At 62.7% G+C, this 15,985-nt stretch carries 13 protein-coding genes; all 13 read right to left on the bottom strand.

The window, feature by feature from the left end:
- Positions 1-19: 19 nt before the first annotated feature.
- Positions 20-2,446 (bottom strand): heavy metal translocating P-type ATPase, encoded by a 2,427-nt coding sequence (locus tag PQS31_RS16840; RefSeq protein ID WP_272763997.1) that lies wholly within the window; start codon positions 2,444-2,446, stop codon positions 20-22.
- A gap of 61 nt (positions 2,447-2,507) precedes the next feature.
- Positions 2,508-3,437, bottom strand: coding sequence for a copper homeostasis membrane protein CopD (copD, locus tag PQS31_RS16845; protein WP_096009495.1), 930 nt, complete (start codon positions 3,435-3,437; stop codon positions 2,508-2,510).
- A gap of 10 nt (positions 3,438-3,447) precedes the next feature.
- Positions 3,448-3,831 carry a copper homeostasis periplasmic binding protein CopC gene (gene copC, locus PQS31_RS16850; RefSeq protein ID WP_272763999.1) on the bottom strand — a complete coding sequence of 128 codons (384 nt, stop codon included), beginning with the start codon at positions 3,829-3,831 and terminating at the stop codon, positions 3,448-3,450.
- 165 nt (positions 3,832-3,996) lie between these two features.
- Positions 3,997-4,347, bottom strand: a complete 351-nt coding sequence (locus tag PQS31_RS16855; protein WP_024867865.1) for a four-helix bundle copper-binding protein — start codon at positions 4,345-4,347, stop codon at positions 3,997-3,999.
- 70 nt (positions 4,348-4,417) lie between these two features.
- Positions 4,418-4,783, bottom strand: a complete 366-nt coding sequence (locus tag PQS31_RS16860; protein WP_037072879.1) for a DUF411 domain-containing protein — start codon at positions 4,781-4,783, stop codon at positions 4,418-4,420.
- A 173-nt stretch (positions 4,784-4,956) separates the two neighbouring features.
- Positions 4,957-5,502: a nuclear transport factor 2 family protein gene (locus PQS31_RS16865; protein ID WP_272764000.1), complete on the bottom strand. Its 546-nt coding sequence runs from the start codon at positions 5,500-5,502 to the stop codon at positions 4,957-4,959.
- Positions 5,486-6,256 carry a cytochrome c gene (locus tag PQS31_RS16870; RefSeq protein WP_096009493.1) on the bottom strand — a complete coding sequence of 257 codons (771 nt, stop codon included), beginning with the start codon at positions 6,254-6,256 and terminating at the stop codon, positions 5,486-5,488. Before PQS31_RS16870 ends, PQS31_RS16865 begins: the two co-directional genes overlap by 17 nt.
- Before the next feature lie 13 nt (positions 6,257-6,269).
- Positions 6,270-7,493 carry a copper resistance protein B gene (locus tag PQS31_RS16875; protein ID WP_272764001.1) on the bottom strand — a complete coding sequence of 408 codons (1,224 nt, stop codon included), beginning with the start codon at positions 7,491-7,493 and terminating at the stop codon, positions 6,270-6,272.
- 5 nt (positions 7,494-7,498) lie between these two features.
- Positions 7,499-9,352 (bottom strand): copper resistance system multicopper oxidase, encoded by a 1,854-nt coding sequence (locus PQS31_RS16880; RefSeq protein ID WP_272764002.1) that lies wholly within the window; start codon positions 9,350-9,352, stop codon positions 7,499-7,501.
- A 103-nt stretch (positions 9,353-9,455) separates the two neighbouring features.
- On the bottom strand, positions 9,456-9,872 hold the full coding sequence (locus PQS31_RS16885) for a CopL family metal-binding regulatory protein (RefSeq protein WP_141480882.1): 417 nt from the start codon (positions 9,870-9,872) through the stop codon (positions 9,456-9,458).
- A 114-nt stretch (positions 9,873-9,986) separates the two neighbouring features.
- Positions 9,987-10,991, bottom strand: coding sequence for a cation diffusion facilitator family transporter (locus PQS31_RS16890; RefSeq protein ID WP_272764003.1), 1,005 nt, complete (start codon positions 10,989-10,991; stop codon positions 9,987-9,989).
- Positions 10,992-11,382: 391 nt separating this feature from the next.
- Complete coding sequence (locus PQS31_RS16895) at positions 11,383-13,716, bottom strand: SEC-C domain-containing protein (protein ID WP_272764004.1); 2,334 nt, start codon at positions 13,714-13,716, stop codon at positions 11,383-11,385.
- Positions 13,717-14,133: 417 nt separating this feature from the next.
- A complete protein-coding gene (locus tag PQS31_RS16900) occupies positions 14,134-15,846 on the bottom strand; it encodes an AAA family ATPase (RefSeq protein WP_272764005.1) in 1,713 nt (570 codons plus the stop codon).
- Positions 15,847-15,985 lie beyond the last annotated feature (139 nt).

The raw sequence follows: 15,985 nt of genomic DNA on the forward strand, positions 1-15,985 counted from the left end.
ACGGTGCAACTGATCCGTGTCAAGTCCGGGCCAGGCCCGGCACCTGGTCTGGTGCATTCGTCGTCGGTCCCGCCGGGACCGACGCGGACTTCGCCAGGCGAAGGGCATTGGCCACCACCGATACCGAGCTCAGGCTCATGGCGAGCGCCGCAACCATCGGGCTCAGCAGAATCCCGAACGCGGGGTAGAGCACCCCGGTCGCGATTGGAACCCCCAGCGCGTTGTAGACGAAGGCGAAGGTGAGGTTCTGCTTCATGTTGGCCACGGTGGCCTGAGAGATCTTCCGGGCGCGCAGGATGCCGCGCAGGTCGCCCTTGACCAGGGTGATCTGCGCGCTCGACATCGCGACGTCGGTGCCCGTGCCCATGGCAATGCCGACGTCGGCCGCGGCCAGCGCGGGCGCATCGTTGATGCCGTCGCCCGCCATCGCCACCCGCCGGCCCTCGCGCTTGAGGCGCTGCACCAGCTCGGCCTTGTCCTCGGGGCGGACCTCGCCATGCACTTCGTCCAGGCCCAGTTCGGTGGCCACAGCCCGTGCGGTGGTGAGCCCGTCGCCGGTGGCCATGATGATGCGCAGCCCGGCGGCGTGCAGCTCATTGATGGCGGTCGCGGCCGACGCCTTGATCGGGTCTGCGACCGCGATCAGACCCGCCAAGCGACCGTCCACGGCGAGGAACATGGCGCTAGCACCCTCGCGGCGCAGACGCTCGGCGACGTCGAGATGCGCACCGGGATCGGCGCCCATATCATCCATGAGTGCGGTATTGCCCAACGCAAGCGCGTGACCGGCGACGGTTCCGCGCACACCCATGCCGGTCACCGAGTCGAAGTCCTCCACGCGGTCGAACTCGAAGTTCCGGCGTCGGGCCTCGGCGACGATGGCGTCGGCCAGCGGATGCTCACTGCCCTGGTCCAGGCTGGCCGCCAGGTGCAGCACCTGGTCGGCGTCGAAGCCCTCGAAGGCCACGACTTCCTTGAAGGCCGGGCGCCCATCGGTGAGGGTGCCGGTCTTGTCGACGATCAGGGTGTCGATGCGGCGCATATGCTCGATGGCTTCGGCATCGCGGAACAGCACGCCCACCTGTGCCGCCTTGCCCGTGGCAACCATGATCGACATCGGCGTCGCCAGGCCCAGTGCGCAGGGGCAGGCGATGATCAGCACCGAAACCGCGTTCAGCACGGCGTAGGTCCAAGCGGGCTCCGGGCCGAAGATGCCCCAAATGAAGAAGGTGGCCACCGCGATCGCCAGCACCGCGAGCACGAACCAGTAGGCGACGGTGTCGGCCATACGCTGCATCGGCGCGCGGGAACGCTGCGCCTGCGCGACCAGCTGCACGATCTGCGAGAGGACGGTGTCGGAACCCACCTTGGCGGCGCGGATCACCAGCGCACCGGTGCCGTTCTGGGTCGCGCCGATGACCTGGTCGCCGGCCGTCTTCTCGACCGGAATCGGTTCGCCCGTGAGCATCGACTCGTCGACGCTGGAGCGGCCTTCCACCACTTCGCCATCCACCGGCACCTTTTCGCCGGGTCGCACGCGCAGGTGGTCGCCGACATGCACGTGGGTCAGCGGGATGTCTTCCTCGGTGCCGTCGGCATTGACCCGCCGGGCTTCCTTGGGCGCCAGACCAAGCAGGCCCTTGATCGCCGCGGACGTTTTCGAACGCGCCCGCAGTTCCAGCATCTGGCCGAGCAGCGTCAGCGACACAATCACTGCCGCCGCCTCGTAATACACGCCGACGCGCCCATGCTCGGTAAACGACGGCGGGAACAAGCCGGGTGCCAGCGTGGCGACCAGGCTGTAGCCAAAGGCGGCCGCAACGCCAATCCCGATGAGGGTGAACATGTTCGGGCTGCGGTTGCGGATCGACTGCACGCAGCGCTCGAAGAACGGCCAGCCGGCCCACAGCACGACCGGTGTGGTCAGGACCAGCTCGACCCAGGTCTGCACGTCGATCGACAAGGGCAGGATCTGCACGTCGTCCAGCACGACACGCGGGAGGTACTGGCCGAACATGGCCAGCACCAGCGTCACCACCGTCAGCGGAAGCGTCCACCAGAACCGGCGCGAGAAGTCGCGAAGTTCCGGATTGTCATCGTCCTCCAGGCTCGGCATTTCCGGCTCCAGCGCCATGCCGCAGAAAGGACAGTTACCCGGACCCTGTTGCCGGACTTCAGGGTGCATCGGGCAGGTGTAGATGGCGCCGGGCTGGGCCACCTCAGGCTCATCCCGGGACGTCAAGTAGCGCTCGGGATCAGCCACGAACTTCGCGCGGCATCGCTCCGAGCAGAAGTGAAAATGGGCGCCGGCGTGGTCCGCATGATGCGGCGTGGTGGCGGGATCTACCTGCATGCCACAGACCGGGTCGGTTACCCGTCCATCCGCAGTCTCGACAGGGGCTTCGCCTGTGGAATGGTGATGGTCATGGGACGACGGTGAGTTCATGCCGATGCTCGCTTTACTGGAGATGGACTGCCAAAGCAGTGTGCCATTGCGGGCTAAACAGCTATTCGGGGCTGAGCGTCCCGAGAACTGAAACAACAATCAGGATCAAGATGGCTAGCGCGGCCTCAGCCGTAACACTTTGCCGCAAAGCACGCGCCTCCTGTGCAGGTTCTCCGCTGGTCAGCGCCCGTCCCAGGCGCGGCACCAGCGTCCATCGGTGCAGCGCCCCTAGGCCCAGCATTCCGCCGAACAGAGCCAGTTTGAACAGCAGGAACTTCCCGTAGGTGCTCTGAAACAGGGCCGAAAACGACCACGCGGTGAGATCCCCGTAGTGCACGATGCCGGACACGACGAGCGCGGCAACGAAAATCGTTCCCAGCGTCGAAAATCCATGCAGATAGTCATACGTTGATCGCAGACGCCCGCTGCCGGAGGCCTCCTTGCCGCGCAGGAGCATCCCCAGGAACATCAGGACCGCTGCGATCCAGCCGCCTGCCGCAAGAAGATGGACAAGGCCCGCAGCAAGCCGGACCGCGCCTGCCACGCCCTCACCAGCGGCCGCGTGGCCGTTCCATGCCAGAGAAGCGAGTGCGCCGCCCGCCAGCGTCGCCGCCAGCGGGAAGGCGGTCTCCACCTTCCCGCGGCGACGATGCCATCCGAGCACGAACATCAGGGCGACCAGCAGCGCGCCTCTCGCCATGGCTGCCCGGCCCGCGGACGTCTCGAGCAGATACCAGCCAAGCGATGCGCGATCAACGTCGGCAACCGGCATTCCCATGATGCCCGCGGTTTTGAGAACGATATCGGCCCCGGTGAGCACAGTACCGACGGCGGCACTCACCAATAGAACGCCCATGAGTGGCCACCCGGCCAAGGCGTCGGCGAGTGTCGATCGACGCGAACCGTACCAACCGAACAGTGGAACCCCGAAAAGCACCATGAGAACAAGGTATTCCAGGAATCTCAGTGCATAAGCCGACAGGTCGAACATTTGTGGCTCCTCAGCGCACCGTGAAGCTGAAATTGCCCGTCATGGGGTGGTTGTCGCCTCCCACGGCGCGGTATTCCACGGTATAGACGCCCGGAGCCAGCGGTCCAGGCAACTTGGCACGCAGGGTCTTGCCGTTGTTGACGATCTCGGTCGTGAAATTCTCGATCGGCATGGTGGAACTGCCGTGCTTCATGAGCAACTTGAGACGCGACGCCCGCGGAATCAATGTCTCGTTGAACACGAGATCGATCTGGCCTGGCGAGGCCACCACCGCATTTGCCGCCGGTGTGGACTGCTGCAGCGCGGCGTGGGCGTGCGCGACCTGCAGCGAAAACTGCCCGGCCGCGATTGCGAGGACGAGCGCGAAGGAGCGAATGACGTTGGACGACTTCATATGGATAAATCCTCATTGCGAATGTGATGCAAAGCCCCGTTCGGGAGGGCCGCGCTGTGTTCGATGCGACAAGCGTTAGGTGTCGGGCTGTCACCGAAACCACGGTTGGTCAGCTTTTGATATTTGAGATGAGGATCCCGCCGCTCAGGCGGGATCCTCGACGCGTCAAGCCGCCATGGCGCTGCAGCTTTCCGCGCAACGGCGACAAACTTCGGCGCAGCGCGCCATCTCCGGGTCGTTCATGGCGTCGCATGCATCGGCGCACTGGCGGCAGATCTCCGCGCAGGCACCGCAAACCACGTCGTGAGCGCTGGCACCGCGCAGCATCGCGTCGGCACTGGTTGCGCAGATATCGGCACACGTCGCAAGTAGTGCAATGTGCTCTGGGGTCGCGTGGGCACCTCCTTTGGTCAGGCAGTAGTTGATGGTCTCCAGGCAGATGTCATGACACTGCGTGCAGTTGTCGATGCACTCGTTCATGGCCTGGGACCGGTGTGCGGCGGAATGGTGAGTCATGTGGTTCTCCTTCTTCCTTGCGGGCGAGAATTGGCGCGCCCGCAACACCGCCCCCTGTTGCTGCGACGGATCAGTGCTGTGCGAACGGTTCAGTGGTTCCGTCGCGATGGACCAGCTCGACCGTGTACGGCTGCTGTCGCCCCTCCGGAACCTCCATGCCGGGAGAACCAAGCGGCATCCCTGGGAGGACCAGGCCGCGTGCGTCCGGCTTTTCTTCGAGGAGACGCTTGATGTCCGCGGCCGGGACGTGGCCTTCGATGACGTATCCGCCGATCTCGGCCGTGTGGCAGGAGCCCTTTGCATAGGGGACACCCAGCCGCTCCTTGAGCGGCCCCAGGTCATCCATGTCGTGCACATCCACGGTGAAGCCCGCCTTCTGCACGTGGTCGATCCAGGCACCGCAGCACCCGCAGGTCGGGGTCTTGTGGACGGTCATGCGTGGCAGGGCTGCTGGAGTCGCGTCGGCTGATTGGACGACAACCTGTGCGGAGGGCGAGGTTGTGGGTTGCGCGGATGAAGCATCCTGGGTGCAAGCACCCAGACCAGCCACGGCAAGGACCACAAAAGTCAGGCGGTGCAATCTGAGCGTAGTCATTTCAAACTCTCGACTCAGCGCTTGGTCCGCGAGGACCAGTGGATGTGGACGATCCGCCAGCCGTCGGCGGTCTGCTTCAGCACCATCGTTTCGGTGCTCTGGACGGTCAGTGGCTTGCCGTCCTTCTGGGCGTGCAGCTCGCTTTCGGTTCCGACCCACGCGAACTCGCCAGCGGTTCGTGCACGCTGACGGAGCAGCTGGCGATGGGCGCCCTTGAGGAACGCCGCATCGCTGACTGCGTGATGGCCCATGTATTCCTCGCGGCTGTGTTCGGCGCCCCCGGACTCGAGGATGAGAACGTCGGCAGCGAGCAGGGCTTCGACCGTGGCCAGATCGCCGCTAGACAGGGCGCTGTTGAAACGCTCCGCTACGGCGACCGCGGCCTCTGCAGTGACTGGGACGTCGACGTCCGCAGATGCCGCGGCAGCGGGGTGATGTGCGTGCGGCTGTGTCGCCTGCGCCATTGCGGGGGACACGACGGCCAGTGCCAGTGCGAGGGTGAACGAGATTGCTGTTGCGTTCATTGCGTGGGCTCCAAGGAGATCAATGGGTGTGCGCATGGCCGTCACCGGCCACGGGCGTGTGTGGTGCAGGGTGCGACTCCACCTTGCCGTTGGGAAGGCGGTGGTCCACCAACCCGACTTCCGTGTCGCTGAGTGTCGGGCCGTGGTGATCGTCGTCCACGCCCGGCGGGTGCGCATGCGGCATGGAGTTGTTGCCCGGCTCGGATGGGGCAGGGTGATCCTCGGCCTTTTCGTCGTCATGGTGGCCTTGCGTCTCGCCGCCGCCATGCGAATGGCCCTCGCTGCTGTCGACAAGTTCCTTGTACGCAGTCGCGTCGAGCGTGGGCAGCACCTGCAGGAACGCGGCCATGTTCCAGATGTACTCGTCCCCCATGTTCTTGCCCCAGGCGGGCATGCCGCTAGCCTTGATCCCGTGCTTGATCACCCAGAACGCTTTGGCCACGTCGACCTTGTGTTTGCTGAGGTCTGGAGGCGTGGGATACAGGCCTTGGCTCAACTCGGTTTCGGCCATCGACGGAGCCAAGTGGCACCCTGCGCACATGGCCGCATAATTGCCCGCGCCCTGGACGATCCGTGTGCGATCGTCCAAATCCGACGGCACGTCCAGCTGTCCCAGACGTGCCACGATGGAGCGCTCGCGTGCGGTTTCGAGCAGGAAATGCACGGGCTTCGTGTGCATGTCATCGGCGGCGACGTTGTACACGCCGCCCCACATGAAGCCCGCCGTACCGGCCACGACAACCAGCGGAACCCCGATCAACCAAACACGCTTGCGTGTCTTCGGTTGCATGTATGTTCTCCCATCAGAACCAGATTCGAACGCCGGCGACGATCCGGGTGTCGTCGATGTCACCGGACTGCGCGCGACGTTGGTCCGCCGTGCCCCCGTAGGCACGCTCCCACACCACCCCGACGTAGGGAGCGAACTGCCGATGGAACTCGTAGCGCAAGCGGAAACCGGCTTCGACCTTGCTCAGCCCACTGCCGATTCCCACCGCCGGATCGTCCTTGCTCCAGGCCTCGCCTTCGACCAGCCACTGGCCGATCAGCCGGTTGGTGAACAGCATTTCGTATTCGGCTTCCGCACCTACCCCGAGCTGACCGGACTCGCCTAGGTAGGCCGTCGCGGAGACTTCGAATTTGTACGGCGCAAGACCGATCACACCGAGCGCGGCATAGGTGCGCGACGGCCCGCCGCCGAAGGCGAAGTCATGGCGGACACCAGCGACTGCGTCCCACCATCGGGCGATCGCTCGGCCGTACAGCACTTCCACATCCGCCGACTCGGTGGATCCACCTGCACGCTCGCCCTCGCTGCGCAGCCAGAGCCGGTTCAAGTCGGAACCCACCCAGCCTTGTGCTTCCCAGGCCATGCCGGTGCCGTCCTCGTCCGCGTCCCACGCCTCTAGCCGGTCAAGCGCCCAGTAGGAATTGATCGATTCACCATGCATCAGGTGCTCGTCGAGGTCCGGGAACGCCGCAGCCCGATCTGTCGGCGTGACAACCGGGATTGGCTCGCGCGGCTCGGCCGTCGGCGGCAGATCCTCGCTGACACCAGGTTGATGGCCCATGGAAGCGTGATCCATGCCCGAGTGATCCATGCCGGAGTGATCCATGCCGGAGTGATCCATTCCGGAGTGATCCATCCCGGAGTGATCCATCCCGGAGTGATCCATCCCGGAGTGATCCATCCCGGAGTGATCCATCCCGGAGTGATCCATCGTGGAGTGGTCCATCGTGGAGTGGTCCATCCCGGTGTGTTCGCTGTCGGCAGGATTCGCAGCTCCGTGCCGCATGTTCCCGTGGTTCATCGTCCCGTGATCGTCGGAACTCTTGTCCGGTGAAGTCGGTAGATGGCCGGCGTGCGGATCCGCGGGCCTTGGCGACGATGGTGACGCAGCCGGCTTGGCTGCCGGATGGTGTGCGGCGTGGTCCGTCTCCTGCGCCCACGCCGGGGCGCAACCAGTTGCGAGAACGAGTACGGACGTCAGGCCGATGGCTAGGGAGTGACGATTGGAACGGCTCATGGCGTTCATTCCTCCACCCGCACTTCGCGGAACATGCCGGCTTCCATGTGGTAAAGCAGGTGGCAATGGAACGCCCAGCGACCCAGCGCGTCGGCGCGCACGCGAAAGGCCCGCTTCGTACCAGGCGGCATGTCGATGGTGTGCTTGCGCACCATGAAGTTGCCGGACTCGTCCTCGAGGTCGCTCCACATGCCGTGCAGATGGATCGGGTGCGACATCATCGTGTCGTTGACCAAGACGACTCGCATGCGCTCGCCGTACTTCAGACGCAGGGGTTCGGCGTCAGCGAACTTCACTCCATCGAACGACCATGCAAAGCGCTCCATGTGACCGGTCAGGTGCAGCTCGACCGTGCGGCCGGGCGCGCGCCCGTCGGGGTCGGGGAACGTGCTGCGCAGATCGCCGTAGGTCAGTACGCGTCGGCCGTTGCCGCGTAAGCCAATGCCCGGATCATCGAGTCTCGGCACAGGGGCCATCGTCTGCATGTCGACCAGCGGGTTGCCGGTTTCGGTGGCTGGATGCTCCTGCATCCCGCCGGCACCGTGGTCCATCCCGGCCATGCTCCCTCCGGCGGCCGTGCCTGCTGCCATCGACGACATGTCGTGACCGCTGTGGTCCATTCCGGCCATGGCACCGCCGGCCATCGCACCGTGCGACATCGAAGACATGTCGTGACCGCCGCCACCCATCCCGCCGTGGCCCATGTCGTCCATGGTGAGGAGTGGCTTGGGGTCGACGTCCGGCACCGGCGCCCGCAAGCCTTCCCTGACGGCGAGTGTTCCGCTGATGTATCCCGTGCGGCCGCTGTCCTGGGCAAAAATGGTGAACGCATCCTGCCCGGTCGGCTCGACAATGACGTCGAACGTTTCAGCGGTGGCGATGCGGAACTCATCGACCGTGACCGGGCGGACGTACTGTCCATCGGCCGCGACCACCGTCATCTTCAGGCCCGGGATGCGCACATCGAAGTACGTCATTGCCGACCCGTTGATGAAACGGAGGCGGACCTTCTCGCCCGACCGGAACAGCCCGGTCCAGTTGCCGAGCGAGGTCGTGCCGTTCATGAGGAAGGTATAGGTGTTGCCGTTGACGTCCGACAGGTCGGTCGGCGTCATCCGCATCTGGCCCCACATCTTGCGGTCCTCGACCGTAGCGGCCAGGCCGTGCTGCTTCACGTCGTCGAAGAAGTCGCCGACCGTCTGCTTGGAGAAGTTGTCGAAGTCAGACCGCTTCTTGAGCCTGGCGAACAGGCGCTTCGGATCGAGGTCGGTCCAGTCGCTGAGCATGACCACGTAATCGCGGTCATAGGCGAAGGGCTCGGGTTCCAGCGGCTCGATCACCAGTGGCCCGTAGAGACCGGCCTGCTCCTGGAAGCCGGAATGGCTGTGGTACCAGTAGGTGCCGCCCTGCACGACGTTGAAGCGGTACTGGTAGGTCTCGCCACGGTTGATGCCGTTGAAGCTCAGCCCGGGCACGCCGTCCATGTCGGCCGGCAGCAGGATGCCGTGCCAGTGGATCGACGCCTGCTCGCCATGGATCGAGCCGCGGGGCAGGGCATTGCGGACCCGCAGGTTGACGGTGGTGCCTTCCCGCCAGCGCAGCAAGGGTGCGGGAATCGATCCGTTGACTGTGATCGCGGGGCGCGTGGCGCCGGTGAAGTTCATCGGCGTCTCGCCGATGGTCAGGTCGAATTCGCTGCCCGAGAGCACGTTGGGCAGGCCCTCGGCCTTGACGGCCCAGCTGGAACGGGGCCACAGGCCCAAGGTTGCGACGGCCCCGCCAACAGCAAGGCCCTGGACGAAGCGGCGGCGCGACGGGGCAGACAGCCCCTCGGCACGGCCGAAAGAATCGGATGACATGGGAACTCCGGGAAAGGTCGAAGGCTCGCGGGACGAGCATTACCCTGTCAGTGCGGAGCAGCGGACAGGATCCATCAGCGCCTCGGAAGGCGCGCAGGGACACTTAGCCGATCGGAGGTCGGAAGAGATTGGTCAGGGCCGCGGACGCGTGCACCGACAGGAACGGTTCGGCGGTGTGCCGGTACCGGATGGTGAAATCGGCGAGTGCCGACCCGGCGAGCGCCGCTGCGCAATGGTGCATGCAGGGGCAGCAATTACCCGCCTCACAGCAGTCGTCCCACGGCGATACCGCTCCGGCCTCGTCAGTGGCCTGGGGGTGATGGTGCTCATTGGCCCCCGTAGCAGCCGCTGCTCCTCCATGGCAGGCCGCCATGGCCTCGGCTGCTGTCGGTGCCGAGGTGACGTCACCGGCGGAGTCGCGCACGTGCTCCATGTGCATGGACGCGCCAGCGATGCCCGGACCGTTGGCGAGCAAGGCAACGACCAGGAACAACCGCATCAGGAGCGCGCGGAAAGGCATGCGCCTTAGTATACGTGCGGATATAACTCCGGATGAATACAGTGACAACGCACGGGGGATCGAGCCGCGGGTCTTCGTCGCCTGCCTGACCCAACGTCGCCTCCCGCTTTTCGGCTACAGGGCCATGTCTTCGTAGCTGCGGGGATCGGAGACCGGTTCCAGGTGCCCGGTCACGCGCATGGCGGGAAACTCCGCCACGATCTTCTCCACCAGGTCTTCCATGGCGTCATGCCCGCGCAGCACCGTCCAGTCGCCGGGCACCAGCATGTGCATCTCCATAAACTGGCGGGCCCCGGACTCGCGCGTGCGCACGGCGTGGAATTCGATCCGGCCCGGTTCGGCGTGCGCGTCCAGGATGGCCTGGATCCGGGCGTCGTCCTCGGGGGACAGGGTCGCGTCCATCAGGCCGGAGGCGGATTCGGACATCAGCCGGTAGCCGACAACCAGGATGTTCACGCCCACCAGGATCGCGATCACCGGATCCAGCCAGTTCCAGCCTGTCAGCCACGCCAACCCCAGGCCCACCACGACCCCGACCGAGGTGTACACGTCGGCCATCAGGTGCTTGCCGTCGGCGCGCAGGGTGATGGAGCGGTGGCGCGTGCCGACCTTGATCAGGATCCGCCCGACGATGCCGTTGAGGACGGCGGCCATGATCGAAACGGCGAGGCCGATGCCGAGCGATCCCAGCGGCCGGGGGTTGAGCAGGCGATCGATGCCCAGGTAGATGATCGAGGCCGCGGCGACGAAGATCATGATCCCTTCCAGCGCGGCGGAGAAATACTCCGCCTTGCTGTGGCCGAAGTGGTGGTCGTCGTCGGCCGGCCGGGCGGCGATGGTCAGCGAGACCAGGGCGACGATGGCGGCCACCAGGTTGACCATCGATTCGGCGGCGTCCGACAGCAGGCCCACCGAGCCGGTGATCGCCCAGGCGCTGCCCTTGAGCAGCACCGTCAGCACCGCGGTCACGATGGCCAGCCAGGCGTATTTCCTCAGGTCCGGCGTGGCTTCGGCCGGTCTGTCGCGGGGTTTCATGGCGACCATTGTCTGCTGTGCGCGCGGGTCCGGCCAGCCGAAGCCTGTCGCCTCACGATCACCAGGGTCGCCCGGAATCTCCACGTGGCCCGTACGTACACGTTGTCATTGCGGCGGGCGCCGGGCGATTTCCTCGCGCGGCGGAGGATGCCCCCGTTGGTCATGGTCTACCACACCCACCGCATCCCGAGCAGTTCGTCGCTGACCTGAAATCGCTCAGCAACAGCTAGCCGTTGGGGCGCCGAGTAAACGATACCGGCGCCGTGATCGTAGGCCGCTTTGGCCGGAAGCGAACATCGATAGGGCAGGGGATTAGGGATGTTTATCGAGGGTAGGTAAGGGCGACTTCCGACCCAAACCTGCCCTTCAATTTCCCAAACTTCGAACTTCAGCTAATCCGTCGAATGCTGACGCTAAAGGCCGCTAAAACAACAGAAAATTCTGAATCGGCTCGATCAACGGTCCTGGTGCGCTCTTAACGGCCATGACACCTTTTAAATTTTGCTCCACTGCCGCACGGACACATTTCATTCCGCCCCGGCTTTTTGGCCTTCAAGGGAGGGATAGCCATCTTTGGCTGGTTAAGATTCACCACCCGCTTGGGGTGAGCCATTTGCGCGGCGTCTTCGTAAATGTGGTCGTTTTCTTCCGTTCGCACCGACGGTATGTGGACCGCGAAGTACTGCGCCCGGTGATAGGTTCCATCGGCACTGACCTCTGCCACGACGCCGATGACGTTAGAAGCCTTGACGGCCAACGCAGCTGCGCTGGCCCTGTCATTCACCCTCGCCCAGTCAACTTGGTGGTCGTGTTGTTGAAGCCAAACGAAGAGCGGCTTGTCCTCCCCGGACAGAATAAAGTAGCGAGCGGGGTGTTTGTTCAGGGTCTGACGAAGTTCGGACAGCATCTTGGCCAGATCATTTCGGCCTTCCTCTCCCAGATCACGAATATGGCTCTCCGCGGAAAGCCATCCTCTTGCTCGGGTGGCGTCGAGCGCCCCAAGCAACTTCAGCACCTCCTCTGGGAAGTGCTGCGTTGGAAACGGCCCGCTTTCCCAGTCCTCACCTTCGAAGCTTTTGTCGATGATGTCGCTCATGCCGTCCCAGACGAGCATGTCCACCTTGTCACCCTTCAACTGATCGGCAATGTCCTGATCAAAACGGTTCTTCTTCAGGTACGCGCCCAGGTGATCGAACTCATCGAATAGGTGGGCGCGCCGCATCCCCGCCACTGCCTGCCGCACTTCCATGTAGTGGGCGAACTCGCCGGGCGTGGGCAGGAAACGCTTGAGCACAAACAGTTCGTCGATGGACAGTGAAACGAACGCATGCTTTCCAAGCAGCGGCTCAACCTGCGGTAGTTCCTTGCAGTATGCGGAAAACGGCGAGAACGACTCTACTGTCAGGCCGATTGGCACCATCACGTGGTAGTCAGCGCGGCGGACACGGCCACACTCTTCGTATTTGCCGTCCACCAGATGGTAGAGGGGCACTTCGTCCGCCGAATCTAGATAGTTGAAGAAGCGCTCACATTGCTTGTATGCCTTGAGTACTAAGTCCTGTACAGACTGGGCGTGCCGGGCGAAATCAAGCGCCGGCGATGCGATGGTGGCGGCTGCACCGGCCTTGGCTTCAACGAGGAAAAGAACGTCATCAACTAGGATGAGGGTGTCGTTTTCGGACCACTGTTTGCTTGCAGGATCCTTGTAGTAGACCTCCTGGAACACTGTGGCGCCGGGAAGCTGGGCCGCAAGAATTTCGGCGAAGGCAGCTTCGCTCATCGTCTTTTGCCGCTCTTCAAAGGTCTTCTTGTAGTCCGGCCTTCGCTGAAGGAGATTGAAAAGAAGCGCACGATATCCCGCATCGCGGGTGAAGCACGGGTCGATGGCGTAGTAGTCCGATCCAAGCTGGATTAGGGGTTTCTTCCGGGCAGGTAGTGTCCGGTAGGGTGTTCCCGCAAAATCGCCCGCAGCAAAGAATTCGGTTTCTTCTCCGCGCCGGTATGCCAAGTCCGTCAATAGCGTCGGCGGCAGCTTGGTGTGACGGCTCACGTTGGCGATGCCGCCCCAAAACATGTCATCCATCGCCCGGCCGGCGGCTTTCGATTGTTCCGCATTTTCCGCCACCCATGCCTCCATAACGTCCTCCAGAGGCTTGTTCTGTGCCGTAGCGAAAGCTTGAGCCGCCTCAAACTGCGCCATCATCTCCATTATTGCGTCGGCTTGCCCGGAACGTGTTGCGTCAGCCATCGCCTGGAAGCCTGCCGCGATATCGGTGGCATCGACGCCGTACGTTTCTTGCAGGACATCATTGTGTGGTGCCAGAACGTAGCCGTAGAACTCGCCCTCCAAGACTTGGTAGCGGTTCCCGCGCAGCATGACCCAAGTGGATTTCGCGCGGACTTCTATGTCGGCCGTATTGGGACCGAAGACACCATCTTTGGTATCGGCGGAAGAGACCATGGCGAAAAACATGGCCTGCTCCCGCAGTTTTCGGCCAAGTTCAAACAGCTCTGCGCACTTGGCTTCGTCGAACGTCACGTCCGCAGGAGCGGCATCTGCCGCGAGAACCGCGTGCACGTACTCCAGCAGGAACTGATTTTCGTTGATCAGATCATCCGGGCCCGCGGCTTCATGTTGCTCTTGAGTAACGCTTTGGTCTGCTATCGATTTCATCATGTGCTGGGCGTAGATATAGCCGAGCAGATCATGCGGAGGCATGGCGACGATCAGCTCGCGCATGCGGGCGGCAATAGCTTCCATGTCCTTCAACAAGGAAGCGGCAGCCTCTTTTCGTTCTTTTTCGCTCATAACTACCTACGTCTGATATCGCTAAATCCTAATTCATGCAGAATCTACCCCAACTGACGTAGCGACCGCTTTAGCTCGGCCGACCCAGAGACCGCTATCCGGTGGGGATCAACTTCCGCTTCTGCCCGAGAGCAGATGTTGGTGAGACAGAGGGTTATGAAGATTCATCGAGGGTAGGGAAGGGCAAACTTCCGCCTTGGATTCAACTGATCGACGCAACAGCTTTCTAATACCATTCCGCCGGTGTTTCGTAGCCTAACGTCTTCCAGGTCCTTAGTTGGTTTCCGTCTTGCCCGATCCGTCCACTGCCGAGACGACCGCATGCCCCTCGCCGTGCTCGATGACCTTGATCTGTTCGGGGGTGTAGGTGCGTTCTGCCATTCGGCACATGAACCTCAATGGTGTGAAGTTGGGCAGTCAGGCCTTGCGAAGTGCATTCCGCTTCTCGCGATGCGGCTTAAGAGTCGTGATATCGAACTCTGAGTTGCGCTTCTTACACCCTTCGAACACGGGCCGGATAGCCTTAAGCTTCGCTACAAGTTCGGACGGATGGGGAATTTCCTGCTGACTGTCTGATGGCGTGTCGTGTGCGGCGATAACGCCACTGCACTCATCATGAAGATCCACAATTGCCTTCCAGTCTTCCAAAGAAAAGCCAACGATGGCGCCGACGTTCTCGATTTTGACCTGATCGGCAAACGGGTGAACCGTGTCAAACAGAACAATCTCACGGATGCCGCGCTCAAGAGCGCCGCGGAGCATTGCGTAAAGACTCCTTACCTGACGGCTTTCCGCATCGTTGAGCTGATCATTGCAGCTCGCCGCCAGATGGGACGATTCCTTCTGAATGCGATCTAGTTGTGAGAAGAACTTGTCGTTCTCCCAAGCAAGGCCCTCAATGACCGCTCCTGGCCTTTGATCCGCCCACTCTACTGTTTTAAGCGTTTGCTCTAGTCCCTGACTGTTTGCGGCCATCCGTAGTTCTGTGAGGAACACGGCATCATGTGTGAATACGATAACCTGCCGTTCTTTGGCCAGCACTATCAATCGTCTGGCCATCCTTTTGCGGAAGCGATGATCCAGGGAGGTGGAGGGATCATCAAATACCAATGTGGACTTGTCGGCCCGAAGTTGCACTTCGGCCAAGAACATGGCCAGTCCCATCGCCCTTTGTTCGCCCTCTGACAGAATGGCTCCAGGGGGCGAGTTGACGTTCTCCAGCGTCAGTGTGATCAAGTTTTCGCCATATGATGTTCGAGACTTGATGGATGGTTTCTGTGTTCTGGCCCCGAGTGATCCAAGCTCCATCTGAATGGCTTTAAGCAGCTCATTTGTGATGTGCTGCTGGGACATTTTGGTGATTCGGACCGATAAGGCCTTGGTTTGAAGTTGGTCCTCCAGCGATTTCAGATGCTTGGCCTTGCGCGCATCCAGAACATACTGCTCGACCAATGGTAGAACCGTCGCCAAACCTCGCTTCGCCGCCAGGAACGCCTTCTCATTTGCAAGCGTCTGGATCCGTGATTGATCTCTTGCAGCGCGCAACTCAGCGGCCTTGTTTCGGCAGGCAGTCGCTTTCTCGGCAAGGGCAGCAGACAAGGTGGGCTGCGGGGCAGGTGTAGGTCGTGGGCAACTCCAGTTGCCTGTCGCGTATGCCTGTGCGGTCCACTCTTGCCTTGCAGACCACGCCTTCTGATGGACTTCCACGATGCTGGCAGTGGTGGCGTCAAGCTCCCTCAAATCGCCAAGGGTTGCTTCATCGATGACATCGGTGCTGCCTTGTGCAACTCTCTGGGCTGCATTGGACAGCGCTGTGTTGGCGGTATTGAGTGCGGTTGCTGCTTCGCTCGCAACATAGGTGCGGAAGCGTTCCAGCCGCTCTCTAGCGCTTTGAGCAAGTGGTTGCTGGCACAGAACACAATGCGCGCCTTCGTCAGTTGAAGGGTGGTGCTCGGCGTGGGGGTAGACCTGCGCCGAGAACGCTTCGGCAGCCCTGAAAAGGGTCTTCCATGTGTCGCTACCCGTGCCCGCAAGCTCCTCGCCATCTTCACCCTGGAGCAGGGCCTGAGCTACCCGATCTGCCTCAACAGCCTCAAGAACCGCAGTATGCAGCTCATGGAGCCTGTCCACGGCCCGGTCAGAGGAAACGTTCTCAATATTCCGGCATTTAGTGGCTGCTTGGTCCAGGCGTGTTGACCTGCCCCCACTGAGCCGTACCACTCGAAGCTAGGTAGAGTCCGTCACCGAGAGAGGACGGACATGCGCAAGA

The sequence above is a fragment of the Luteimonas sp. BLCC-B24 genome (assembly GCF_028550595.1).
In the GTDB taxonomy this organism is placed as follows: domain Bacteria; phylum Pseudomonadota; class Gammaproteobacteria; order Xanthomonadales; family Xanthomonadaceae; genus Luteimonas.

Excerpts from the sequence above, each read along its gene's own strand:
- PQS31_RS16840 (WP_272763997.1), bottom strand. The coding sequence starts at position 2,446 with ATGAACTCACCGTCGTCCCATGACCATCACCATTCCACAGGCGAAGCC.
- copD (WP_096009495.1), bottom strand. The coding sequence starts at position 3,437 with ATGTTCGACCTGTCGGCTTATGCACTGAGATTCCTGGAATACCTTGTT.
- copC (WP_272763999.1), bottom strand. The coding sequence starts at position 3,831 with ATGAAGTCGTCCAACGTCATTCGCTCCTTCGCGCTCGTCCTCGCAATC.
- PQS31_RS16855 (WP_024867865.1), bottom strand. The coding sequence starts at position 4,347 with ATGACTCACCATTCCGCCGCACACCGGTCCCAGGCCATGAACGAGTGC.
- PQS31_RS16860 (WP_037072879.1), bottom strand. The coding sequence starts at position 4,783 with ATGACCGTCCACAAGACCCCGACCTGCGGGTGCTGCGGTGCCTGGATC.
- PQS31_RS16865 (WP_272764000.1), bottom strand. The coding sequence starts at position 5,502 with ATGCGCACACCCATTGATCTCCTTGGAGCCCACGCAATGAACGCAACA.
- PQS31_RS16870 (WP_096009493.1), bottom strand. The coding sequence starts at position 6,256 with ATGCAACCGAAGACACGCAAGCGTGTTTGGTTGATCGGGGTTCCGCTG.
- PQS31_RS16875 (WP_272764001.1), bottom strand. The coding sequence starts at position 7,493 with ATGAGCCGTTCCAATCGTCACTCCCTAGCCATCGGCCTGACGTCCGTA.
- PQS31_RS16880 (WP_272764002.1), bottom strand. The coding sequence starts at position 9,352 with ATGTCATCCGATTCTTTCGGCCGTGCCGAGGGGCTGTCTGCCCCGTCG.
- PQS31_RS16885 (WP_141480882.1), bottom strand. The coding sequence starts at position 9,872 with ATGCCTTTCCGCGCGCTCCTGATGCGGTTGTTCCTGGTCGTTGCCTTG.
- PQS31_RS16895 (WP_272764004.1), bottom strand. The coding sequence starts at position 13,716 with ATGAGCGAAAAAGAACGAAAAGAGGCTGCCGCTTCCTTGTTGAAGGAC.